The 22,966-nt window shown below is 69.4% G+C and carries 18 protein-coding genes and 2 pseudogenes; 9 read left to right on the top strand and 11 right to left on the bottom strand.

Annotated elements, in window-relative coordinates; translation table 11 throughout:
- Positions 1 to 213 precede the first annotated feature (213 nt).
- The 4 genes from G5C60_RS01235 to G5C60_RS01250 are packed head-to-tail and all read left to right on the top strand — an operon-like array spanning position 214 to position 5,373.
- Positions 214 to 1,545: an extracellular solute-binding protein gene (locus G5C60_RS01235; RefSeq protein ID WP_165254253.1), complete on the top strand. Its 1,332-nt coding sequence runs from the start codon at positions 214 to 216 to the stop codon at positions 1,543 to 1,545.
- Between the two features lie 51 nt (positions 1,546 to 1,596).
- A complete protein-coding gene (locus G5C60_RS01240) occupies positions 1,597 to 2,577 on the top strand; it encodes a carbohydrate ABC transporter permease (protein ID WP_165254254.1) in 981 nt (326 codons plus the stop codon).
- Between the two features lie 25 nt (positions 2,578 to 2,602).
- On the top strand, positions 2,603 to 3,523 hold the full coding sequence (locus G5C60_RS01245) for a carbohydrate ABC transporter permease (protein WP_241266390.1): 921 nt from the start codon (positions 2,603 to 2,605) through the stop codon (positions 3,521 to 3,523).
- A gap of 5 nt (positions 3,524 to 3,528) precedes the next feature.
- Positions 3,529 to 5,373: a hypothetical protein gene (locus G5C60_RS01250; protein WP_165254255.1), complete on the top strand. Its 1,845-nt coding sequence runs from the start codon at positions 3,529 to 3,531 to the stop codon at positions 5,371 to 5,373.
- Positions 5,374 to 5,434: 61 nt separating this feature from the next.
- On the opposite strand, the gene G5C60_RS01255 is transcribed toward G5C60_RS01250, so the two are convergent.
- Together G5C60_RS01255 and G5C60_RS01260 are read right to left on the bottom strand one after the other, a co-directional pair.
- The gene (locus G5C60_RS01255) at positions 5,435 to 6,898 is read right to left on the bottom strand and encodes a pentapeptide repeat-containing protein (protein ID WP_165254256.1); all 1,464 of its coding nucleotides are present in this window, start codon (positions 6,896 to 6,898) and stop codon (positions 5,435 to 5,437) included.
- A 127-nt stretch (positions 6,899 to 7,025) separates the two neighbouring features.
- Positions 7,026 to 7,478, bottom strand: a pseudogene (locus tag G5C60_RS01260) (serine hydrolase); the annotation flags it as partial.
- Positions 7,479 to 7,604: 126 nt separating this feature from the next.
- On the opposite strand from G5C60_RS01260, the pseudogene G5C60_RS01265 reads away from it, so the two are divergent.
- Both G5C60_RS01265 and G5C60_RS01270 read left to right on the top strand, forming a co-directional pair.
- Positions 7,605 to 8,211, top strand: a pseudogene (locus tag G5C60_RS01265) (TetR/AcrR family transcriptional regulator).
- Between the two features lie 51 nt (positions 8,212 to 8,262).
- Complete coding sequence (locus G5C60_RS01270) at positions 8,263 to 8,667, top strand: nuclear transport factor 2 family protein (RefSeq protein WP_165254257.1); 405 nt, start codon at positions 8,263 to 8,265, stop codon at positions 8,665 to 8,667.
- 107 nt (positions 8,668 to 8,774) lie between these two features.
- On the opposite strand, the gene G5C60_RS01275 is transcribed toward G5C60_RS01270, so the two are convergent.
- Positions 8,775 to 10,115, bottom strand: coding sequence for an MFS transporter (locus G5C60_RS01275; RefSeq protein ID WP_165254258.1), 1,341 nt, complete (start codon positions 10,113 to 10,115; stop codon positions 8,775 to 8,777).
- Between the two features lie 220 nt (positions 10,116 to 10,335).
- Entirely contained in the window at positions 10,336 to 11,001 is a 666-nt protein-coding gene (locus G5C60_RS01280) for a TetR family transcriptional regulator (RefSeq protein ID WP_165254259.1), read from the bottom strand.
- A gap of 146 nt (positions 11,002 to 11,147) precedes the next feature.
- Here G5C60_RS01280 and G5C60_RS01285 point away from each other — a divergent pair, with 146 nt between their 5' ends.
- Both G5C60_RS01285 and G5C60_RS01290 read left to right on the top strand, forming a co-directional pair.
- Positions 11,148 to 12,023, top strand: coding sequence for a shikimate dehydrogenase (locus G5C60_RS01285; protein ID WP_165254260.1), 876 nt, complete (start codon positions 11,148 to 11,150; stop codon positions 12,021 to 12,023).
- Between the two features lie 113 nt (positions 12,024 to 12,136).
- Positions 12,137 to 13,936 (top strand): bifunctional sugar phosphate isomerase/epimerase/4-hydroxyphenylpyruvate dioxygenase family protein, encoded by a 1,800-nt coding sequence (locus G5C60_RS01290; RefSeq protein WP_165254261.1) that lies wholly within the window; start codon positions 12,137 to 12,139, stop codon positions 13,934 to 13,936.
- 58 nt (positions 13,937 to 13,994) lie between these two features.
- On the opposite strand, the gene G5C60_RS01295 is transcribed toward G5C60_RS01290, so the two are convergent.
- The 7 genes from G5C60_RS01295 to tkt form a co-directional block, all read right to left on the bottom strand.
- Positions 13,995 to 14,303 (bottom strand): hypothetical protein, encoded by a 309-nt coding sequence (locus G5C60_RS01295; protein WP_165254262.1) that lies wholly within the window; start codon positions 14,301 to 14,303, stop codon positions 13,995 to 13,997.
- Between the two features lie 231 nt (positions 14,304 to 14,534).
- Positions 14,535 to 15,122 (bottom strand): histidine phosphatase family protein, encoded by a 588-nt coding sequence (locus G5C60_RS01300; protein ID WP_165254263.1) that lies wholly within the window; start codon positions 15,120 to 15,122, stop codon positions 14,535 to 14,537.
- Positions 15,123 to 15,127: 5 nt separating this feature from the next.
- Positions 15,128 to 16,006, bottom strand: a complete 879-nt coding sequence (gene gnd, locus G5C60_RS01305; protein WP_165254287.1) for a phosphogluconate dehydrogenase (NAD(+)-dependent, decarboxylating) — start codon at positions 16,004 to 16,006, stop codon at positions 15,128 to 15,130.
- Positions 16,007 to 16,077: 71 nt separating this feature from the next.
- Positions 16,078 to 17,010 (bottom strand): glucose-6-phosphate dehydrogenase assembly protein OpcA, encoded by a 933-nt coding sequence (gene opcA, locus G5C60_RS01310; RefSeq protein WP_165254264.1) that lies wholly within the window; start codon positions 17,008 to 17,010, stop codon positions 16,078 to 16,080.
- On the bottom strand, positions 17,007 to 18,617 hold the full coding sequence (gene zwf, locus G5C60_RS01315) for a glucose-6-phosphate dehydrogenase (RefSeq protein WP_206438960.1): 1,611 nt from the start codon (positions 18,615 to 18,617) through the stop codon (positions 17,007 to 17,009). Before zwf ends, opcA begins: the two co-directional genes overlap by 4 nt.
- Positions 18,614 to 19,750 (bottom strand): transaldolase, encoded by a 1,137-nt coding sequence (gene tal, locus G5C60_RS01320; protein WP_165254265.1) that lies wholly within the window; start codon positions 19,748 to 19,750, stop codon positions 18,614 to 18,616. The genes zwf and tal overlap by 4 nt, the downstream gene beginning before the upstream one ends.
- A 19-nt stretch (positions 19,751 to 19,769) precedes the next feature.
- Entirely contained in the window at positions 19,770 to 21,863 is a 2,094-nt protein-coding gene (gene tkt / locus G5C60_RS01325) for a transketolase (protein WP_165254266.1), read from the bottom strand.
- Between the two features lie 146 nt (positions 21,864 to 22,009).
- On the opposite strand from tkt, the gene G5C60_RS01330 reads away from it, so the two are divergent.
- Positions 22,010 to 22,897: a helix-turn-helix domain-containing protein gene (locus G5C60_RS01330; RefSeq protein WP_165254267.1), complete on the top strand. Its 888-nt coding sequence runs from the start codon at positions 22,010 to 22,012 to the stop codon at positions 22,895 to 22,897.
- The last annotated feature ends 69 nt before the right edge of the window (positions 22,898 to 22,966 follow it).

Below are 22,966 nucleotides of genomic sequence, written 5' to 3' on the forward strand. Positions count from 1 at the left end.
GGACCCGGCTCTGGGTGGGGCGCCCCGCCGTACTCGACGTACGGAAGCCGTGCGAGGGCGTGCTCGTACGACTGCGGCCCTCAGCGGCCGGGGACCTTCACCCGTCAGTGCGGCGCGGCCGGGCGAGGCCGCGCGCCGGAAGGCGTACCCCAGGGAATCGACCCGAGCCGCTCGACGGCCAGGGGATCCGTCACGCACATCCAGGAGGACCCGGTGGGTCACCAGATCTCGCGCAGAAGCCTGTTCCGCACCGCGAGCGGCATCGCCGCGGCGACCGCGATCGGCGGCACGCTCAGCGCCTGCGGCGGAGGAACCGGCGCCGGCACCACCAGCGACAAGCTGACCATGACGTGGTGGGGCAGCGACGACCGGCACAACGCGTACAAGAAGGCGCTCAAGACGTTCCAGGAGAAGAACTCCAAGATCAAGATCGAGGAGCGCTACTCCGGCTACGACGGCTTCTTCGACCGGTTCAACACCAACGTGGCCGGCGGCAGCGCCCCCGACCTGACGCAGATGGACACCGCGCTGGTGGCCCAGTACGCGCGCAAGGGCGTCATCGCCCCGCTCGACGAGTATGTCGGCAAGTCCCTCGACCTGAGTGGCTTCTCCAAGGAGCTGCTCGCGGCCGGCACCGTCGACGGCAAGCTGTACGGCGTGCCGTCCGGCATCGGCGTCAACCAGTTGACCGTCAACCGCAGCGGCCTGGAGAAGCTGGGCCTGGAGCTGCCGGACCGCGAATGGACCTGGGCCGACCTCAAGAAGATCGCCGTCGAGGTCAACAAGAAGAGCGGCGGCAAGATGTTCGGCGTCGACGACGGTGGCGGCGGCGCCCTCCAGGCGTTCGAGGTCTTCGCCCGGGAGAAGGGCCAGCCGTTCTTCACCGAGGACGGCAAGAAGCTCGGCTTCACCGCGGACACCCTCCAGGAGTGGTGGGAGTACTGGGTCGGCATGCGCAAGGACAAGGCGTGCCCGGGGCCCGAGATCACCTCGGCCGCCCACAACAACCTCACCAAGAACGGTGTGGTCATCGGCAAGACCCTGATCACCTTCGACATCGGCGTCTACGGCGCGGGCGGTTCGATCACCAAGGAGACCCTCGACTTCCTGCCCTCCCCGCACGGCGACTGGTCGGGTGCCCGCGAGGGCAACTACGTCAACGGCGGCGTGCTGCTGAGCGCCACCAAGGCCAGCAAGCGCATCGAGGACTCGGTGAAGATCATGACCTTCTTCGCCCAGGACAAGGCGGCGATCAAGGACATGCAGCTGCTGCGCGGCATCCCGCCCACGGAGAAGGCCCGCTCCATCGTCTCCCCGGACCTGTCCGACATCGACAAGCGGAACATGGAGGTGGCCGACTACATCTCCAAGCGGGTCGCCAAGGCGTCCGACGCCCTGCCCACTCCCGTGCCCCCGCCGAAGGGCGCCGACCAGATCTGGGACCTGCTGTTCCAGTCCAACCTCTCCATCGCCTTCGGCAAGAAGACGGTCAAGGCGGAGCTCGGCGCGTTCTTCGACCAAGCGGAACAGATTCTGGCGGAGTAGGGCGCGGACAGAACAGCGGATAAGGACGGGGAGAAGGCCAGGGAGATGAGCATGACCACCGCCAAGATTGACGAGGTCGTGAAGGAGCCGACGGCTCCCGCGACCCCGTCCGACCAGCGGGAGCGTGACCGCATGCGCCGCCGCGCCGCCAGACGGCGCGGCGGAGGCTGGTGGCCGTACCTCTTCCTGGCCCCCTGGTTCGTCGGCCTGTTCGGGCTGACGATCTATCCGATGCTCGACTCGCTCTACCTCTCCTTCACCGACTTCGATCTGCTCTCGCCCGCCAAGTGGGTCGGCACACAGAACTACAGCCGGATGTTCTCCGAGGACCCGAAGTTCTGGAAGTCGGTGAGCGTCACCACCGTGTACGTGGTGGTCTCGGTACCGCTGAAGCTCGCCCTCGCGCTGGCGGTCGCGGTCCTGCTGAACCGCCCGCTGCGCGGCCTCGGCTTCTACCGCGCCGCCTTCTACCTGCCGTCGCTGCTCGGCGGGGCGGTGGCCATCGCCATCATGTGGCGGCAGCTCTTCGGCGGCGAGGGCCTGTTCAACGAATTTCTCGGCTGGTTCGGCATCGACAGCACCCAGGACTGGATCTCCAACCCCGACTCCTCGGTCTACACGCTGATCCTGCTGGCCGTCTGGCAGTTCGGCACCCCGATGGTCATCTTCCTGGCCGGTCTGAAGCAGCTGCCGAAGGACGTGTACGAGGCCGCCGCCATCGACGGCGCCGGTGTCATGACCCGCTTCTTCCGGATCACCCTGCCGCTGCTGACGCCCATCGTCTTCTTCAACGTCGTCCTGCAGATCATCGGCGCGTTCCAGACCTTCACCCCGGCGTACGTGGTCAGCAACGGCACCGGCGGACCGCTCGACTCGACCATGCTGTACTCGCTCTACCTCTACAAGAAGGGCTTCACCGACCTGGAGATGGGATACGCCTCGGCGCTGGCCTGGGTGCTGTTCCTGGTCATCGCAGTGTTCACGGCGATCAACTTCATCGCCAGCCGCTACTGGGTCCACTACGACGACTGAGCGTCGGTGAGGAGTACGTAACCCGATGTCCGCCATCACCCAGGCCACCGAAACCACCGAGGCCACCCAGACCGGGTCGCCGCTGAAGAAGTCGCCGCTGCGGAAGCTGCGCGAACTCACCGGCCCGCGCCGCATCCTGATCCACACACTGCTCATCGGCGTGGCGCTGGTCATGCTCTATCCGCTGATGTGGATGCTGAGCAGCTCGTTCAAGCCCGACACCGATATCTTCACCCAGCCCGGGCTGATCCCGGACCAGGTGCGCCCGGAGAACTACTCCGAGGGCTGGAGCGGCTCCGGCAACTCCTTCTCGCTCTACATCACCAACTCGCTGATCGTGACGATCGGCGCGGTGATCGGGAACGTGATCTCCTGCTCGCTCGCGGCCTACGCCTTCGCGCGCTTCGAGTTCCGCGGCAAGAAGATCTGGTTCGGGCTGATGCTCGGCACACTGATGCTGCCGATGCAGGCCACGCTGATCCCCCAGTACACGCTGTTCTACAACCTGACCTGGATCAACACGTTCCTGCCGCTGATCGTGCCGAAGTTCCTCGCGGTGGACGCCTTCTTCATCTTCCTGATGGTGCAGTTCATCCGCTCCATCCCACGGGAGCTGGACCAGGCCGCGATGATCGACGGCGCCAACCCACTGCAGATCTACCTGAAGATCATCCTGCCGCTGATGCGCCCGGCCCTCATCACCACGATCATCTTCACCTTCATCTGGACCTACGACGACTTCTTCAGCCAGCTCGTCTACCTCCAGCAGAACGGCCGCTTCACCGTCCCCCTGGGCCTGACCCTGTTCCTGGACCAGACGAGCGGATCCTCGTACGGCCCGATGTTCGCCATGGCGACGCTCGCCCTTCTGCCCACGCTCATCTGCTTCCTCATCTTCCAGAAGAGGCTGGTCGAGGGACTGGCAACCTCCGGGATGAAGGGCTGAGAAGCTTGTATCTCCCGCACCAGCGAGGCCGGCTGCACGACCTGGCCGACGATCCGGCCGCGTACGACACCGTGCTGGCCGGCGTGGCCGACCAGGCGCTGGCCCGCCTCACCCCCGAGGGCAACCTCGAACACCCGGCCGCCACCGACGACATCGGCGACACCTCACTCGGCATCACCTCACTGCTCGCGCTGGCCTGGCACCGCACCAGGGACCCGCGCCTGCCGGACGCGGTGCGCCGAAGCCTGGCCTTCCACCTGAGCGCACGCGTCTTCACGGAGGACAACCCCGGCTACCCGAATCTGACGGTCCGGGGCTCCGGCCTGCCGTACGCCCGTTACGTACTCGCGCCCGGCGCCCACCCCATCGGCGACTGGCCGAGCACCGTGTGGGCGCTCCTCCAGGCGGTCAACGTGCTCGACGCGGCGGACGGGCTGGTCGACGAGGAGCAGTACCGCGAACTCCTGGACGTGGCGGGCGGCTACTGGCGCTGGCTGACCGAGGCCACGGTCTTCAACCCGCAGGACGCGGCCAACCAGGCCATCGGCTGCGTGGTCGGCGGACTCATGCTCGCCCGTCATCTCCCTTCCGATGAAGGCGAGTCGGTGCGGCGCCGGGCCATGGATCTGTACGCGGAGGAGATCCGGGCCCGTCGCGTACGGGACCGGGGCGCCCCGCTGCCTCCCGAGCACGGCGGCGCGTACGACAACAACTACGGGCCGATCTCGCTCTCCTTCCTCGCCCAGGCCCACCGGGTCAGCGGCGAGGAGGTGTTCGCGGAGGACGGCGACGTGCTCGCCCGCTACATCGACGCACGGCTCTGCGGAAGCGGCTTCGACATCGGCGGGCCGCGCTACAGCGAGCAGCACTCCGCCTTCGAATCCGTCCTGGGGCTGCGGTACTTCGGCCGGCGCATCGGCGCCGACATCGGCCGCTACGCCGGGGACACGGGCTGGGGCCGGCACGCGGTCGGGGCCGACGGCGGCATCGACGGACACTTCGCCTTCATGCTCGTGTGGCAGACCCAGGACACCACGCGCTGGCACCGCGCTCCGCGTACGGAACCCGTCTGCCACCAACTGCGTTCGGGCACCGTCACGGTGTCGTTCGACGACCGGATGACTCCCTCCGTGATCGAGGCGGGCGGCTCGGTGCTGGTGGCCGCCGCCGTCGAACGGCAGCACGGCTTCGGGCCCGTGACGGACGGCTTCCTGCTGTGCCGTCCGATGGGCGCGGTGCGCGTACGGGACCACCGCTCCGGGGACCTCGCGGCCAAGCTCGTGAGCAAACCCGTCGTCGACCGTGACCATGTGCTGCGGCATGTCCAGTCGCTGTATGTCACGGACGGCACGCGGCTGTGGATGACGGTCATCGTCGAACGGCTCGGCGGGGAACGGTACTTGCTCGCCGGGATGCCCTACGTCGTCGCGGAGGGCGACCGGTTCCGCAGGACCGGCGAGCTGCCGCCCGTCGCGTCCGCCGGTGAACTGCGGCTGACGCACCCTCAGCCGGACAGCCCCGACTGCTTCGACGCCCGGCACGAGTTCACCCAGCAACAAGCGGCCTTCGCGCTCGCCCTCGACCCGCGCGGCTACGGCAACCCCGACCAGGGCTGGAGCCATGTGCGGACGACCACCGCCCTCGAAGCGGGCCCCGCACCCGGTGCACCGGAGGGCCTGGACGTCTTCGCGGTGCGCTACGGGCCCGAGGCGACGGAGCCCTTGAGCATGGACTGCGAGCGAACGCCCGAAGGCCTGACTGTGCGTACCGAAGCCTTCACGGCGGTGCTCGGTGAGCCCGACGCGCACGGCGAACCGGAACTGACGCTGGTTCGCCGTGCGCGTCGCTGACCTGTTGACCTGTCTGTCGCCGACCTGGAGCGGAGACTCGGGCGGCACGCCGTGAAGGCGCTCACTGGCGGCTGACCGTCCGCGTCACGCCCGCGACGACCGTCGTGGCCAGGATCCAGCCGGTGAGGACGAGGACGTAGGACAGCCACTGGTACACGCCCTTCGGGGCGAACGCGCCCTCCTGGCCGAACGAGATCACCGGGAGCAGCAGGTCGAGGGTGTAGAAGACCGGGTTGAAGGGCGGCGCCTCGTCCGGCTTGAGCCGCTGCGGATGGTGCAGGGCGTAGGAGACGGAGCCCACCGCCAGCAGCGAAAGGAGCCAGACCGCGGCGCGCAGCGGGCGGAAGCCGTAGCCGACGGTCGCGTCCTGTACCTGGCCCCACAGGCGCCCGTACCAGGGAAGCGTGCGCCGGTGGCGGCGCTGCTTGGCCAGCTGAACTACGCGCGCCGCGTCGTCGTCGCCGATCCGCCGGTAGGCGGCGGTCAACTGCTCGTAGGCGTGCGGCACATAGCGGTCGTCGTCGCGTTCCAGCATGGGCAGGCGCCGCTCGGCGGGCTCGTGGGGCGTGAGGGTCGTATAGCCGAGACCGTCGAGGCGGACCGTGCCCGGCAGCTTCTCCGGTTCCACGAACAGGACCTCGATCTGGGCCCGGCGCAGGTTGAGACCGCCGTCCAGCGGTTCGCCCCTGCGCAGCCACAGTTCCCCGACGGTGCAGCTGGAGGCCCGCAGCGTCATGTCTCCGGGGTTCGACAGACGCGCGTACGACAGGTCGAGGCGACCGGTGACACGGGCTCCCCGCAACCCGATCCATCCCTCGACGTTCACGCGCCGCAGCAGGAGGTCGCCGTCCACGCCGAGGGTCATGGCGTCGAGGGCGACCTTGCCGGGGTGGCTGAGGCGGGCGTCGGCGAGATTGACCGATCCGTTGACGGTTGCGCCGTTGAGCCGTATCTCGCCGTGTGCGCGCAGCCCCGGCGCCCACAAGTCGTCCTCCAGCAGCGTCCGCTGGAGCTTGAGCACGGGTTCCCGGTCGTCGGGTGCGGTGAGTTCGGCGCGCTCCAGGTTCAGGGCACCGGATATCTGGGCTCCGCTCAGCTGCACGCGCCCGCGCACCCGGCACTCCGACAGATTCACCACGCCGTCGACCCGTGCGCTGCCGAGGTCCAGGGCGGGGAGCACGGAACCGCGCAGGCTGAGCCTGCGCAGCTGGGCGCCGTACAGGTCGGGCGGGTCGGTGAAGTGACAGTGGGCCAGGCGGACCGGGTGGTCGACGACGGCGTGCGTGAGGTCGAGCGCGCCGGTGATCAGGGCACCCATGACCCTGAGGGCGGCGATCTCGCCGTCCTCTTGGGGCGCGTGGACCAGTAGCGCCCTCAGCATCGAGGCGCGCAGGGTCCGTTCCGGCCCCCAGCCGGCCCCCGCCGCAGCGTCCTCGTCACCGCCGGTACGGAAGTCCACGACCTCCCCGCGCGGGAGGGCCCGCCAGACTTGCAGTTCGGCCGGCGTCAGATCGTTGATCTCCATCAGCGGGGACTCTGACGCGGGCGGCAGCAGGTGTCAACTCGCCGGTACGCCCTGGCGTTCCACTCCGCTGCTACAGGCACCGGCGACTGACGTGCCGGCTTGGTGGAAGCGGCTCTCTCCAGCCCGGTCAGCCGTACATCGCCACGCGGTGGAGAGCCGCAAGCGCGTCGTCGATGAGATGGGGTTGCGGCTTGCCCGAGGAGTCGAGCCTGTTCCACCTCTGGAGGTTCACCGCGAGGGACATCTGCCGCTTGCCGTCGGCACGGGTCATGGTCAGCGCTCCACCACCCCAGACCGTGCCGCCATGGCCCCAGAAGGTGGCCTGTCCGGGAGCCTCCATCGGGTGCAGGCCGAGGCCGTAGTCGATCGTCTTTCCCTCCTGGGAGACGACCGGGACGGTGCGTTGCATCTGCGCCAGCGACGACGGGCTGACGATCTCGCCGGCGAGCAGCATGCCGAAGAAGCGGTTGAGGTCCGTGACGGTCGATATCAACGAGGCCGCCGGTCCCACCCATGACATGTCGTAGACGCTGTAGTCGCGCGGCGGGTCGATCATGCCGAACCACGCCTCGTACGGGGCGACCGGTGGCGACATCGGCGACCCCGGCGGCGCCGTGCCAGACCTGGTCGCCGTCACGCACCTCGGCGAACAGGCCCGGTATCCCGGCGCGGTGGACGTTTTCCAGGGCGGCGTTCAGCGGCGGAGTTGCTGCGCACGAGCGACGCCGAGTCGTTCAGCGTGCGCAAGCTCGCCGCGGTGCTGGGGACCGATTCCTCCAGCCTCTACCGGCACTTCCGCAGCAAGACCGAACTGCTGCGCGCGGTCGCCGACCGGATCCTCCTGGCCGCCATGGACGGCTACCGCCCCGAGGGCGACTGGAAGCAGCGCATCATGGGCCCTGGCCCTGCGCGTGAGAGAGGCCTTCGGTCAGCAGCCCCAGGTCGCCGCGGTCTGGGGACGCTACGCGTCAAGCGGCACCGGTTCCCGGCTGGTCATGGAAGAGGTGCTGCAGGCTCTGCGCGCCTCGGGACTGCCCGACGAGGAGATCCCGGCGCGCTACCACCGGATCGCGGTCCTCGTCGCCGCGTTGATCTCCTCCGAGGCCGGGGTCAGCACCGTCACCCCCGAAGAGCACGAGCAGAGCATGGAGCTGTTTCGCGTCGCGGTACTCGGCGCCGACCCCGAACGCTTCCCGGCCCTGTCCCACTTCGCCCGCGACGTCCGCCCTCTCGAGGTGGACCGCCGCGCCGCCTTCGAAGAGATCCTCGCCGCCCAACTCGCCCACATCGAGGCCGCGATCGCCCCGACCTAGCCGACCCGGTTCGGGAGTGCACCGCATGTCCGGCCTGTAAGGTCGACAGGCATGACAGCAGAGTCACCGGCGCAGACTGTGCAACGCTTGTTCCCGCTGCTCGCCGAGGGGAAGAGTACGGAGGCGGCGGCGCTGTTCGCCGACTCGGTGTCGTTCTCGATCCCGCACCCGCCGGGCATTCCGTGGGTACCGGAGGTCGACTCGGCGGAGGGCATGCGGACGTTCTTCGAGCTGCTGCAGACCCATGTGCAAGCCAAGGAGTTCGACCTCCGCCAGGTCATCACCGAGGGCGATGATGTGGTGCTCATCGGGCGCATGGTCTCCGAGGTCAAGAAGACGGGCCGGGACATCGACACCGCGTTCGCCCTGCACGCCACCGTCCGGGACGGGCGGATCACCCGCTACCACCTCTACGAGGACAGCTACGCCGTTGCCAAGGCGTACTTCGACGACTGATCGTCCGGCGGGCTCGCTCAGCACGTCCCGGGGAACCACCGAGCCCCGACCGGCCGTACGGCGTCGGGGACTCGGCGGTGGCGGTGGCGGGCCGGGGAGTGGTCGGATCAGGCCGCGATCCGCTCGCGATCTGTGGTCTTGTCCGCCGGGCGTTCGCCCAGGTGCTCCGTCGGGACCTTGTGCGTCTCGCGTGCGGTGAGCGCGGCGATCACCGGTGGGACGCACAGCGCGGCGGTGAAGAGGGCCACGGCGAACCAGTCGTCGCCGTCGGGGCCCGCGATCTGCGCGGCGAAGGTGACGGCGAACCCGGCGATGGCGAAGCCGATCTGGGTGCCGATCGCCATGCCCGAGAGGCGGACGCGGGTGGAGAACATCTCGCCGTAGAAGGCTGGCCAGACGCCGTTCGCCGCGCTGTAGACGACACCGAAGGCGACGATCCCGAGGATCAGGACCAGCGGGTACGAGCCCGTGGAGATGGCCCACAGGTAGCCGAACATCGTCACGGCGCTGCCGACGGCGCCGAGCAGGAAGACCGGACGGCGGCCGATGCGGTCGGAGAGAGTCGCCCACAGCGGGATCGCGCCTAGAGCGACGAGGTTGGCCAGGGCGCCCACCCAGAGCATGGAGGTGCGGTCCATGCCGACCGAGTCACTGGTCGCGTACGACAGCGCCCACACGGTGAAGATCGTGCTCACCGAGGCGATGAGCGCGGCCGCGACCACGCGCAGAACATCCGCCCAGTGCTCGCGCAGCAGCACGGCCAGCGGCATCTTCTCGACGCCCTCGGTGGAGGCCTGCTGGGCGAACGCCGGGGTCTCGTCGAGCGTGCGGCGGATGACGTAGCCGACGACGGCGACCGCGAAGCTCAGCCAGAACGGGATGCGCCAGCCCCAGGCCAGCAACTGGTCCTCGGGAAGCGCGGCGACCGGGATGAACACCAGGGTGGCGAGCAGCTGCCCGCCCTGGGTGCCGCTGAGCGTGAAGCTGGTGAAGAAGCCGCGGCGGCTCGGCGGCGCGTGTTCCAGCGACATGGAGTTGGCGCTGGCCTGCTCGCCCGCGGCCGAGATGCCCTGAAGGATGCGGCAGAGGACGAGCAGGACCGGGGCCAGCGTGCCGACCTGCTCCCGCGTGGGCAGACAGCCGATGAGGAATGTCGACAGGCCCATCAGCATCAGCGTGAAGACCATGATCTTCTTACGGCCCAGCTTGTCGCCGAAGTGACCGAGGAACAGCGCGCCGACCGGGCGGGCCGCGTACGCGACGCCGAACGTGGCCAGGGACAACAGGGTCCCGGTGGCCGGGTCCGACTCGTCGAAGAAGACGTCCGGGAAGATCAGTGCGGCGGCGCTGCCGTAGATGAAGAAGTCGTAGTACTCCAGGGCACTGCCGATCCAGGCTGCCGTGGCGGCTTTCCTCGGCTGGCCCGGTGGTGCGGCGGGGACGGACACGGCGTGCTCCTTCAAGGGAACTCCAACACAGGCGGAGTGAGCGGCGGGGAGAGGTGCCGGATCCCTGGGGTGACGGGTCGGCCGCGCCGGGCGCTACCCGGCTAATTAACCCACTGGATAGTTAGTAGCGGTTGGCTACGGATGTTGCGCTCACGTTTCCCGGGTGTCAAGGGGTCGTGCTGGAGGATCTCTCCCGCTGCGCAGCGGAGCATTGGCGCGGTCAGTCCGCCGAGCGGTCCGCCGTCAGATACGCGATGACCATGTCGCCGAGCATGTTCCGGTAGTGCTCCCGCTGGTCGGCGGCGATCAGGTCGCGGCCGAAGAGCGCGCCGAAGGTGTGCCGGTTGGCGACCCGGAAGAAGCAGAACGAGCTGATCATCGCGTGCAGGTCCACCGCGTCGACATCCGCCGTGAACAGGCCTGACTCGCGCCCCGCCGCCAGGATGCGGCCGATCACGTCGAGCGCGGGCGAGCCGATCCTGCCCAGTTCCGCGGAGGCGGCGATGTGCTCCGCCTCGTGGATGTTCTCGATGCTGACCAGGCGGATGAAGTCGGGGTGTGCCTCGTGGTGGTCGAAGGTGAGCTCGGCGAGCCGCCGGATCGCCGCGACCGGGTCCAGGTGCTCGACGTCCAGCTGCTGCTCGGCCTCCCGGATCACGCTGTACGCCCGCTCCAGCACGGCCGTGAACAGCTGCTCCTTGCCGCCGAAGTAGTAGTAGATCATCCGCTTCGTGGTACGGGTCAGGGCGGCGATCTCGTCCACCCGGGCCCCGGTGAACCCGGCCCTGGCGAACTCGTGGGTCGCCACGTCGAGGATCTCGGCCCTGGTGCGGACGGCGTCGCGGATGCGCCCGCCTGTGCGTGCCGGTTGTTCGACGCTGGTCATCGGGTTCCTTCGGGCGAGGGTCCAGTGCTCGCGATTGTAGAAGCCCTCTCATTTCGTGTTCCCGGAGAGGTCTTCCCACGGCCCGGCGATGCTGCTATCACTAACGTACTAGTTCGTACATTAGTGAGCCCCTCAGGAGGCCCCTCGTGACAAAGGACTCGTATCTCGTCGGGCTGATCGGCTCTGGCATCGGCCCGTCGCTCAGTCCTGCGCTGCACGAACGGGAGGCCGACCGCCAGGGCCTGCGTTATCTGTACCGGCTCATCGACATCGACCACCTCGGTGTGGGCCCGGAAGCGGTGGGTGAGCTGGTGCGTGCGGCCGGCGCCCTGGGCTTCGACGGTCTGAACGTCACGCATCCCTGCAAGCGGCTCGTCATCGAGCATCTGGACGCGCTGGACCCGCAGGCCGAGGCACTCGGCGCGGTGAACACCGTCGTCTTCGAGGACGGCCGCGCGATCGGCCACAACACGGACGTCACCGGGTTCGCGGCCTCGTTCGCCCGCGGGTTGCCCGACGCTCCGCTGGAGCGGGTCGTGCAGCTGGGCGCGGGGGGTGCGGGGGCGGCGGTCGCGCACGCCATGCTCACGCTTGGCGCGGGGCACGTCACGGTGACGGACGCTGTGCCGGCCCGCGCGGTTGCGCTTGCCGCTGAGCTGAACCGGCACTTCGGTGGCGGCCGTGCGGCCGCCGCGACGCCGGACCGGCTGGCGGTGCTGGTCGCCGACGCCGACGGGATCGTGCATGCCACGCCCACGGGGATGGCGGCCCATCCTGGGCTGCCGCTTCCGGCTGAGTTGCTGCATCCCGGGTTGTGGGTGGCCGAGGTTGTCTACCGGCCGCTGGAGACGGAGTTGTTGCGTGCCGCGCGCGGGGTTGGCTGCGCCACGCTGGACGGGGGTGGGATGGCTGTGTTCCAGGCTGCGGATGCGTTTCGGCTCTTTACCGGTCGGGAACCGGATGCCGACCGCATGCTGGCGGACATTGGCGAGTTGGCTGGTGTTGCGCGTGTCCGTAACTAAGCGCCGTGGGGGTTGTGCCGTTCGTCGGCTGCGGGTCCGTTGTGGCTGGTCGCGCAGTTCCCCGCGCCCCTAAGGGGCGCGCTGCCGGAACCGGATTCTTGAAGGAGCACCCTATGCGTACCTCCATCGCCACCGTCTCCCTCAGTGGCTCTCTCACCGAGAAGTTGACGGCCGCCGCTCGGGCCGGGTTCGACGGGGTCGAGATCTTTGAGAACGACCTGCTTGCGAGTCCTCTCGCGCCCGAGGAGATCCGTGACCGCTGTGCCGACCTCGGTCTGAGCATCGACCTCTACCAGCCGATGCGCGATATCGAGGCCGTGCCGGAGGACGAGTTCGACCGCAACCTGCGCCGGGCCGAGCGCAAGTTTCAGGTCATGCGGCGGCTCGGGGCCGACACCGTACTTGTGTGCTCCAGTGTGTCGCCGCTCGCCGTGGACGACGACGTGCTCGCCGCCCGGCAGCTGCGTCGACTTGCCGAACTGGCCCAGGAGTCCGGCATCCGGGTCGCGTACGAGGCGTTGGCGTGGGGCCGTCATGTGAGTACGTACGACCATGCCTGGCGCATCGTCGAGCGGGCCGATCATCCGGCGCTCGGTACGTGTCTGGACAGCTTTCACATCCTCGCCCGCGGGTCCGATCCCAAGGCCATCGAGGACATCCCCGGCGAGAAGATCTTCTTCCTTCAGCTCGCCGACGCCCCGCTGATGGCGATGGACGTCCTGCAGTGGAGCCGCCACTACCGATGCTTTCCCGGGCAGGGCGGCTTCGACATCGCCGGGCTCGTCGGGCATGTGATCCGTGCCGGATATCAGGGGCCGTTGTCGCTGGAGGTCTTCAACGACGTGTTCCGGCAGGCCGAGGCCGGGCCGACCGCCGTCGACGGCCGGCGTTCGCTGCTGGTCCTCCAGGAGACGGTGGGCCTCGCCGAGCCGCCCGCGCCCGTCGTGCCCAGCGGGATCGCCTTCGCCGAACTCGTCACGCCCGACGCCGAACCGGTCGCCGCGGTCCTCGACGCGCTCGGCTTCGCCCGCACGGCCCGGCACCGCAGCAAACCGGTGGACCTGTGGCAGCAGGGCGAGGCTCGCGTCCTGCTCAACACGGGTCCGCCCGCTCGACGCGACGGTACCTCGCTGGCCGCGATCGGCCTGGAGTCCCCGGACCCGGCCGGTGCGGCCCGGCGCGCCGAGGCCCTTCTCGCTCCCGTACTGCCCCGACGCCGCGCCCCCGAGGACGCCCCGCTCGACGCGGTCGCCGCGCCCGACGGCACGGAACTGTTCTTCTGCGCCACCGACCGCCCCGAACTCCCCAGCTGGACAGGCGACTTCCAGCCGACCGAGCAGCACAAGTCATCCGGAGGCGACGGCATCCACCGCATCGACCACCTGGCCCTCACCCAGCCCTGGCACGAGTTCGACGAGGCGGTCCTTTTCCACCGCAGCGTGCTCGGTCTTGGTGCCCAGGAGAGCGTCGATGTCGCCGACCCGTACGGCCTGCTGCGCAGCCGCGCCGTCACCAACGCCGACGGCAGCGTCCGCATCGCTCTCGGCGTCGGTCCCGCTCCCACCGCCGACGAGGGCGGCCGTGCCCAGCACATCGCGCTCGCCACCGACGACGTCGTGACGGCCGCCCGCCGGTTCCGGGCCGCGGGCGGACGGTTGCTGCCGATGCCGGCGAACTACTACGACGACCTCGCGGCCAAGTACGAGTTCACCGAGCAGGAATTGGAGACGTACCGGGAGCTCGGCATCCTCTATGACCGGGACGCGGGCGGCGAGTTCCGCCACTGCTACACGGAGACCGTCGGCCGCGTCTTCTTCGAACTCGTCCAGCGCGACGACAGCTACCGCGGCTACGGCGCGCAGAACGCCCCGGTGCGGCTCGCGGCACAGCACACGCGGCGACCGGTCGGCTGAGCCACGGTTCCGGGCCGAGCCGGTGGGTCATCGGTGAACGGAACCGGTGCCGGCGGAGTCAGTCGCTGTCCTCGCCGGTGGCGAAACGGCGAGCTTCGCGTCGGCCCGCGTAGCGTTCCTTGCGGTTGTCCTCCTTGGCCCACTGCTGCCGCTCCTTGATGTGGGAGCGCACCTTGCAGCCCGAACAGCAGTTGCGGCCGGACAGTATGTGCGCGGCGGGGTCTTCCCACCGGCAGCGTGTGTCCGTGCCCTCCCGCGTCGGGTCCGGCGGCAGATCGCAGGGGCCGTAGCGGTGATCGTGGACCGGCCGGGGGTTGTGCTCAATATGGCGCACCCACAACGGCTTTGTCCTGTCCGTTCGGGACATCTCGTTCCTTTCGGAACCGCCGCCCGGGCTCCCGGAACTTCCGGGCGGGCGGCTGGGTTCGCCATTTCATGGCGACACGCTCCTTCCTTTGTCAGAGGAATTGTCCGATGCACCGGCCGGGCGGAATCCCGACGCGGACGGCAGATTAGGGCACGATCCACCAGAGGCGAAAGTCTTTTTGGTGATCGGCAGAGTGCGGCTCCTGGCTTCCGCCGGTTCGCCCAGCCCCCGCTATCCCCTGGCGTTCCACTCCACGATCACCGGGCTGCCGTGCTCGGTGGACAGCCGGCTGACCGTTCCCGTCTCGAGTCGGAACAGGCGGCCGTACTCGGCCGACAGGCCGAGGCGGCGGGCCGTCACGACGCGCAGGAAGTGGGAGTGCGCCACGAGGACCACGTCGCCCGCGTCGAGTGCGGGCGCCACGCGCGCGAGGACGCGGTCGGCGCGCACGCCCACCTCGGCCGGAGACTCGCCTGGGTGGCCGTCCGGACCAGGGGGCACGCCGTCGGTCCAGAGGGACCAGTCGGGCCGGGTGCGATGGATCTCGGCCGTCGTCACGCCCTCGTACGCGCCGTAGTCCCACTCGTGCAGATCGGGGTCCGTCGCGGCCGAGGTCAGGCCCGCGAGCTCCGCCGTCCGGACGGCACGGGTGAGCGGGCTGGTGAGTGCGAGGGCGAAGGTCCGCCCGGCGAGGAGCGGGGCGAGGAACTTGGCCTGTTCCTCGCCGCGCTGGGTGAGGGGCAGGTCGGTCCAGCTGGTGTGCTGCCCCGACAGGCTCCACTCGGTCTCGCCGTGGCGGACCAGAAGAAGGTCACCCATGACCGCTACTTCGCCGACTCGACGGCGTGCCCGCCGAACTGGTTGCGCAGCGCCGCGATCATCTTCATCTGCGGGGAGTCGTCCTGCCGGGAGGCGAACCGAGCGAAGAGGGACGCCGTTATGGCGGGCAGCGGTACCGCGTTGTCGATGGCGGCCTCGACCGTCCAGCGGCCCTCGCCGGAGTCCTCCGCGTAGCCGCGCAGCTTCTCCAGGTGCTCGTCCTGGTCGAGGGCGTTGACCGCCAGGTCGAGCAGCCAGGAACGGATGACCGTGCCCTCCTGCCAGGAGCGGAACACCTCACGTACGTCCGTGACGGACTCGGCGGCCTGCAGCAGTTCCCAGCCCTCGGCGTAGGCCTGCATCATGGCGTACTCGATGCCGTTGTGGACCATCTTCGAGAAGTGCCCGGCACCCACCTTGCCCGCGTGGACATAGCCGTACGGGCCGTCCGGCTTGAGCGCCGTGAAGATCGGCTGGAGCCGGTCCACGTGCTCCTTGTCGCCGCCGACCATGAGGGCGTAGCCGTTCTCCAGGCCCCACACACCGCCGGAGACGCCCGCGTCGACGAAGCCGATGCCCTTCGCCGCCAGCTCCTCCGCGTGCTTCTCGTCGTCCGTCCAGCGGGAGTTGCCCCCGTCGACCACGGTGTCGCCCGGCGACAGGAGGTCCCCGAGTTCGTCGACGACGGACTGGGTCGGGCCGCCGGCCGGGACCATCACCCAGACCACGCGCGGGCCTTCGAGCTTGTCGACCAGTTCGGTCAGGCTGCTGACGTCGGAGAGGTCGGGGTTGCGGTCGTAGCCGATGACGGTGTGGCCCGCGCGGCGGATCCGCTCGCGCATGTTGCCACCCATCTTGCCGAGGCCGATGAGGCCCAGTTGCATCGCAGTCATGTCAACTTCACTTCTTTCGCAGGGTGCGGTACGTGGCGATCAGGGCGGGTGAACCGGGTGTGTCAGGCACGGCTGCTCGCCGCCTCGGCGTCACCGCGCAGGGCGACCGCGTACATCTCGTCCGCGTCGAGGCGGCGCAGTTCCTCGGCGATCAGCTCCGAGGTGGGGCGGACCTTCAGGGCGAGGGTGCGCGAGGGCTGGCCGGGCAGGGAGAGGGTGGCCAGCGGGCCCTCGGGGCGGTCGATGCGGATCTCGCCGTTCGCGGTGCCGAGCCGTACCGCCGTGACGACGGGCCCTGCGGTGACGACGCGCTCGACCGGCACCCGCAGCCGTGCCTCCAGCCAGCGGGCGAGCAGTTCGGCGCTCGGGTTGTCGGCCTCGCTCTCGACGGCGGCCGAGATCACCTCCGTACGGGCCTGGTCGAGGGCCGCGGCCAGCATCGAGCGCCAGGGCGTCAGCCGGGTCCACGCCAGGTCGGTGTCGCCGGGGGCGTACGAGGCCAGGCGCTGCTCCAGTGCGACGAGCGGCGACTCGACGGCGTACATGTCCGTGATCCTGCGCTGGGCCAGAGCGCCCAGCGGGTCCTTCGCGGGCACCTCGGGGGAGTCCACCGGCCACCACACGACGACGGGCGCGTCCGGCAGCAGCAGCGGGAGGACCACCGAGTCGGCGTGGTCGCCGGTGTCCCCGTACAGCCGGAGTACGACCGTCTCGCCGGTGCCCGCGTCCGCGCCGACCCGCACCTCGGCGTCGAGGTGGGACTTCGTGCGGTCGCGGGGTGAGCGGGAGACGCGCCTGATGACGACCAGGGTGCGCGAGGGGTGCTCGTGCGAGGCCTCCTCGGCCGCCTTGATCGAGTCGTACGCGTTCTCCTCGTCGGTCACGATGACCATCGTCAGGACCATGCCCACGGCGGGGGTGCCGATGGCCCGGCGCCCCTGCACGAGCGCCTTGTTGATCTTGCTTGCCGTGGTGTCGGTCAGATCGATCTTCATGGCCTGCGCCAGCTCCGTCCGTCTCGTGCGAGCATCTCGTCGGCTTCCTCGGGACCCCAGCTGCCCGAGGCGTACTGCGCGGGCTTGGTGCCCGAGTCCCAGTACCCCTCGATCGGGTCGAGGATCTTCCAGGACTCTTCCACTTCCCTGTGGCGCGGGAAGAGGTTGGCGTCTCCGAGCAGGACGTCCAGGATGAGGCGTTCGTACGCCTCCGGGCTGGACTCCGTGAAGGACTCGCCGTACGCGAAGTCCATCGTGACGTCCCGGATCTCCATCGACGTACCCGGCACCTTCGAACCGAAGCGCACCGTCATGCCCTCGTCGGGCTGGACGCGGATGACGATCGCGTTCGCGCCGAGCTCCTCGGTGGCGGTCGAGTCGAAGGGGGAGTGGGGCGCACGCTGGAAGACGACGGCGATCTCGGTGACGCGGCGGCCGAGGCGCTTGCCGGTCCTCAGGTAGAAGGGGACGCCCGCCCAGCGGCGGTTGTCGACCTCCAGCTTGATCGCCGCGTACGTGTCGGTCGTGGAGGCCGGGTCGATGCCGTCCTCCTGGAGGTAGCCGCGCACCTGCTCGCCGCCCTGCCAGCCCGCGGCGTACTGCCCGCGCACGGTGTGCAGGGCCAGGTCCTCAGGGAGCTTGACGGCCTTGAGGACCTTCAGCTTCTCGGCCAGCAGGGACTCGGCGTCGAAGGCGGCGGGCTCCTCCATCGCGGTCAGGGCCATCAGCTGGAGGAGGTGGTTCTGGATGACGTCACGGGCCGAGCCGATGCCGTCGTAGTACCCGGCCCGGCCGCCGATACCGATGTCCTCGGCCATCGTGATCTGTACGTGGTCCACGTACGACCGGTTCCAGATCGGCTCGTACATCTGGTTGGCGAAGCGGAGCGCCAGGATGTTCTGGACGGTCTCCTTGCCGAGGTAGTGGTCGATGCGGAACACCTGCTCCGGGTCGAACACCTCGTGCACGATCGCGTTCAGCTCACGCGCGCTCGCCAGGTCGTGCCCGAACGGCTTCTCGATGACCGCGCGCCGCCAGGACCCCTCCGGGGCGTCCGCGAGCCCGTGCTTCTTGAGCTGCTGGACGACCTTCGGGAAGAACTTCGGCGGTACGGAGAGGTAGAAGGCGTAGTTCCCGCTGGTGCCCCGGGAGGCGTCCAACTCGTCGACCGCGGCGCGCAGTTGCTTGAACGCCGCGTCGTCGTCGAAGGCGCCCGGGACGAACCGCATGCCCTCGGCGAGCTGCTGCCAGACCTCCTCACGGAACGGCGTACGGGCGTGCTCGCGCACCGCGTCGTGCACCACCTGCGCGAAGTCCTGGTGCTCCCAGTCGCGCCGGGCGAACCCGAGCAGCGAGAAGCCCGGCGGCAGCAGACCGCGGTTGGCCAGGTCGTAGACGGCCGGCATCAGCTTCTTGCGGGACAGGTCGCCGGTGACACCGAAGATGACCAGTCCGGACGGTCCCGCGATCCGGGGGAGGCGGCGGTCGCGGGGGTCACGGAGGGGGTTGTCCCAGTCGGCCGCCGGATCGCCTTCCACCGGCACCGCGGCGGGCGTCTCCTCCGCCACAAGCGCTTCGACCAGCGCCTCGACAGACGTGTCGCTCATTCCCCGTCAACTCCCTTGCTGCTCAGCGAAGTCGCCACCGCGTCCAGCAGTTCGCCCCACGCGGCCTCGAACTTCGCGACACCCTCGTCCTCCAGCTGCTTCACGACCTCGTCGTACGAGATGCCGAGCCGCTCGACGGCCTCCAGTTCGGCGCGCGCCTGGGCGTAGCCGCCGGTCACCGTGTCGCCACGGATCTCGCCGTGGTCCGCGGTGGCGTTCAGCGTGGCCTCGGGCATGGTGTTGACCGTGCCGGGCGCGACCAGCTCGTCGACGTAGAGCGTGTCCTTGTACGCCGGGTCCTTGACGCCCGTCGAGGCCCACAGCGGACGCTGCCGGTGCGCGCCGGACGGGGCGAGCCCGGTCCAGCGGTCGCTCGCGAAGACCTCCTCGTACGCCTCGTAGGCCAGGCGCGCGTTGGCGATCGCCGCCCTGCCCTTGAGCGCCAGGGCCTCGTCCGTGCCGAGCTTCGTGAGCCGCTTGTCGATCTCGCTGTCGACGCGGGAGACGAAGAAGGAGGCGACGGAGTGGATGGTGGAGAGGTCGAGGCCGTTGGCCCGTGCCTTCTCCAGACCGGCCAGGTAGGCGTCCATCACCTCGCGGTAGCGCTCCAGCGAGAAGATCAGCGTGACATTGACGCTGATGCCGAGGCCGATGACCTCGGTGATCGCGGGGAGGCCCGCCCTGGTCGCCGGGATCTTGATCAGCACATTCGGCCGGTCGACCAGCCAGGCGAGCTGCTTGGCCTCGGCGATGGTGGCCTCGGTGTTGTGCGCGAGACGCGGGTCGACCTCGATGGAGACGCGGCCGTCGCGGCCGCCGGTCGTGTCGTACACGGGCCGCAGGATGTCGGCGGCGGCGCGGACGTCGGCGGTCGTCATCATCCGTACGGCCTCGTCGACCGTCACACCGCGTACGGCGAGGTCGGCGAGCTGGTCCTCGTAACCCTCACCGGAGCCTATGGCGGCCTGGAAGATCGACGGGTTGGTGGTCACACCCACGACGTGCCGCTTCTCGATCAGCTCCGCGAGATTGCCGGACTCGATGCGTGTGCGCGACAGATCGTCCAGCCAGATGGAAACGCCTTCGTCGGAAAGGGACTTGAGGGTGTCGGCAGTATTGGTCACAGTGATCATCTTCTTTCTGGCGATCGGATCAACCGCGCGCGGCGGTAACACCCGTAGTTGAATTGAGCACAGCCCGGGCTGCCGCGGCGACGTTCTCGGCAGTGAAGCCGTACTCGGCGAACAGGGTCTTGGCGTCGGCGGAAGCGCCGAAGTGCTCCAGCGAAACGATGCGTCCGGCGTCCCCGACGTACCGGTGCCAGGTGAGCCCGATGCCTGCCTCGACCGCCACCCGGGCCTTGACGGACGGCGGGAGCACGCTCGCGCGGTACTCCGCGGACTGCTCCTCGAACCACTCCACGGACGGCATCGACACCACCCGGGTGCCCACGCCCTCCGCCTCCAACTGCTCGCGCGCCGCGACGGCGAGCTGCACCTCGGAGCCGGTGGCGATGAGGATGACGTCCGGGGTCTCGGTGGAGGCGTCGCGCAGGACGTAACCGCCCTTCGCCGCCTGCGAGTCGGGCTCGTACACCGGTACGCCCTGACGGGTGAGGACAAGGCCGTGCGGGGCCGGGTTCGTGGCGTGCCGCCTGAGGATCTCCGCCCAGACGACGGCGGTCTCGTTGGCGTCGGCGGGGCGGACGATGTTCAGGCCGGGGATGGCGCGCAGCGAGGCGAGGTGCTCGACCGGCTGGTGGGTGGGGCCGTCCTCGCCGAGACCGATGGAGTCATGGGTCCAGACGTACGTCACGGGGAGTTGCATCAGCGCGGCGAGGCGGACGGCGTTGCGCATGTAGTCGGAGAACACGAGGAACGTGCCGCCGTAGATACGGGTGTTGCCGTGCAGCGCGATGCCGTTCATCTCCGCGGCCATGGAGTGCTCGCGGATGCCGAAGTGGACCGTACGGCCGTAAGGGTCGGCCTCCGGCAGCGGGTTGCCCTTCGGCAGGAACGAACTCGTCGTGTCGATGGTCGTGTTGTTGGAGCCCGCGAGGTCGGCGGAGCCGCCCCACAGCTCGGGGATGACCGCGCCGAGCGCCTGCAGCACCTTGCCGGACGCGGCACGGGTGGCGACGGACGCGCCCGCCTCGAACACCGGCAGTGCGGACTCCCAGCCTTCGGGCAGCTGCCCGGCCACGACGCGGTCGAAGAGCTTCGCGCGCTCCGGGACGGCCGTCCGCCACTCCGCGAGCCGCTTGTCCCAGGCGGAGTGCGCCTCGGCGCCGCGGTCGAGGGCCTGACGGGTGTGGTTCAGCACCTCGTCGGAGACCTCGAAGGTCTTCTCGGGGTCGAAGCCCAGAGCACGCTTGGTGGCCGCGATCTCCTCCGCGCCGAGGGCCGAGCCGTGCGCGGCCTCGGTGTTCTGGGCGTTCGGGGCCGGCCAGGCGATGATCGTGCGCATCGCGATGATCGAGGGGCGCTCGGTGTCGGCCCGCGCCGCCCGGAGCGCCGCGTACAGCGAGTGCACATCGATGTCGCCGTTCGCGGAGGGCTCGATGCGCTGGACGTGCCAGCCGTACGCCTCGTACCGCTTCAGGACGTCCTCGGAGAACGCGGTGGCGGTGTCGCCCTCGATGGAGATGTGGTTGTCGTCGTAGACGAAGACGAGGTTGCCGAGCTTCTGGTGGCCTGCGAGGGACGAGGCCTCGGCGGAGATGCCCTCCTCGAGGTCGCCGTCGGAGACGATCGCCCAGACGGTGTGGTCGAAGGGGGACTCGCTCTCGGGGGCGTCCGGGTCGAACAGACCGCGCTCGTAGCGGGCGGCCATCGCCATGCCCACGGCGTTGGCGACACCCTGACCGAGAGGTCCTGTGGTGGTCTCGACGCCGGCCGTGTGCCCGTACTCGGGGTGACCGGGCGTCTTCGAGCCGTGCGTACGGAACGCCTTGAGGTCGTCAAGCTCCAGCTCGTACCCGGCGAGGAAGAGCTGCGTGTAGAGGGTCAGCGAGGTGTGGCCGGGGGAGAGGACGAAACGGTCGCGTCCCGTCCACTCGGGATCCGCCGGATCGTGTCGCATCACCTTCTGAAAGAGGGTGTACGCCGCCGGCGCCAGACTCATCGCGGTGCCCGGGTGGCCGTTGCCTACCTTCTGCACGGCGTCGGCCGCCAGCAGACGGGCCGTGTCGACGGCACGCCGGTCGAGGTCGGTCCATTCGAAGTCGTCGTTGCTCTGCGCGCTCATCTTCAGAAGTCCTCACTGAGTGCCGAGTGGACTGGTGGAACGCCTTCAAAAGTAAAAGTCTGACTTTTGATGGGGAAGGTGTGCCTGTGTCAGCCTTCGGTGAAAGTGGGACATGCACAGCAGGGCCGAGCGGCTGCGAGAGGGACATGGCAGACAGAACCACGCAAGACGGGGACGGGATCAAGACATTTCCCTTCCCCGTCGACCTGAGCCTCTCCGGCGTCGGTATGCAGGTGGGCCCGATGGGGCCCGGCTACGCCTGTCAGGCGGACGCGCCCCTGGAACGCGTGCACCGCATCGACTTCCACGTCGTGCTGCTGTTCAGCGGCGGCCCGGTGACCCACATGATCGACTTCGCCGAGTACGAGGTCACGGAAGGCGACCTGCTGTGGATCCGCCCCGGCCAGGTCCATCGCTTCTCCCGGACGGCCGGGTACCGCGGGACGGCACTGACCATGCAGCCCGGCTTCCTGCCCCGCGCGACCGTGGAGGCGACGGGCCTCTACCGCTACGACCTGCCACCGCTCCTGCGTCCGGACACGGCCCAACTGGTCGCGCTGCGGCACGCGTTGACCCAGCTGGAACGCGAGTACGTCGACACGACGACGCTCCCGCTCAGCCTGCACACCGCGGTGCTGAGGCACTCCCTGACGGCGTTTCTGCTGCGCCTGGCCCATCTGGCGGCCAGTTCGGCCCAGTCATCGCACGAGCACACCGACACGACCTTCAGCCGCTTCCGTGAGGCGGTCGAGAAGGGCTTCGCCACCAACCACAGCGTCAGCGCGTACGCCGACGCCCTCGGCTACTCCCGCCGCACCCTGGTCCGCGCGGTGCGCGCCGCCACGGGCCAGACGCCCAAGGGCTTCATCGACAAGCGGGTCGTCCTGGAGGCCAAGCGTCTGCTCGCCCACACGGACATGCCCATCGGGCGCGTCGGCGTGGCCGTCGGCTTCCCCGACGCCGCGAACTTCTCCAAGTTCTTCCACCAGCACACCGACACGACTCCGGCGGCGTTCCGGGCGGAGCTGCGCTGACACACCGGCGTTTACGAGCCGAGCCCCGCAAAGCCGAGGGTGCGCGCGGTCCGACTTTCGTATGCTCGG

It is taken from the genome of Streptomyces scabichelini, from assembly GCF_011045015.1.
In the GTDB taxonomy this organism is placed as follows: domain Bacteria; phylum Actinomycetota; class Actinomycetes; order Streptomycetales; family Streptomycetaceae; genus Streptomyces; species Streptomyces scabichelini.

Coding starts and splice junctions, on each gene's coding strand:
- G5C60_RS01240 (WP_165254254.1), top strand. CDS start 1,597: ATGACCACCGCCAAGATTGACGAGGTCGTGAAGGAGCCGACGGCTCCC.
- G5C60_RS01245 (WP_241266390.1), top strand. CDS start 2,603: ATGTCCGCCATCACCCAGGCCACCGAAACCACCGAGGCCACCCAGACC.
- G5C60_RS01255 (WP_165254256.1), bottom strand. CDS start 6,898: ATGGAGATCAACGATCTGACGCCGGCCGAACTGCAAGTCTGGCGGGCC.
- G5C60_RS01270 (WP_165254257.1), top strand. CDS start 8,263: ATGACAGCAGAGTCACCGGCGCAGACTGTGCAACGCTTGTTCCCGCTG.
- G5C60_RS01280 (WP_165254259.1), bottom strand. CDS start 11,001: ATGACCAGCGTCGAACAACCGGCACGCACAGGCGGGCGCATCCGCGAC.
- G5C60_RS01290 (WP_165254261.1), top strand. CDS start 12,137: ATGCGTACCTCCATCGCCACCGTCTCCCTCAGTGGCTCTCTCACCGAG.
- G5C60_RS01295 (WP_165254262.1), bottom strand. CDS start 14,303: ATGTCCCGAACGGACAGGACAAAGCCGTTGTGGGTGCGCCATATTGAG.
- G5C60_RS01300 (WP_165254263.1), bottom strand. CDS start 15,122: ATGGGTGACCTTCTTCTGGTCCGCCACGGCGAGACCGAGTGGAGCCTG.
- gnd (WP_165254287.1), bottom strand. CDS start 16,006: ATGCAACTGGGCCTCATCGGCCTCGGCAAGATGGGTGGCAACATGCGC.
- opcA (WP_165254264.1), bottom strand. CDS start 17,010: ATGAAGATCGATCTGACCGACACCACGGCAAGCAAGATCAACAAGGCG.
- zwf (WP_206438960.1), bottom strand. CDS start 18,617: ATGAGCGACACGTCTGTCGAGGCGCTGGTCGAAGCGCTTGTGGCGGAG.
- tal (WP_165254265.1), bottom strand. CDS start 19,750: ATGATCACTGTGACCAATACTGCCGACACCCTCAAGTCCCTTTCCGAC.
- tkt (WP_165254266.1), bottom strand. CDS start 21,863: ATGAGCGCGCAGAGCAACGACGACTTCGAATGGACCGACCTCGACCGG.
- G5C60_RS01330 (WP_165254267.1), top strand. CDS start 22,010: ATGGCAGACAGAACCACGCAAGACGGGGACGGGATCAAGACATTTCCC.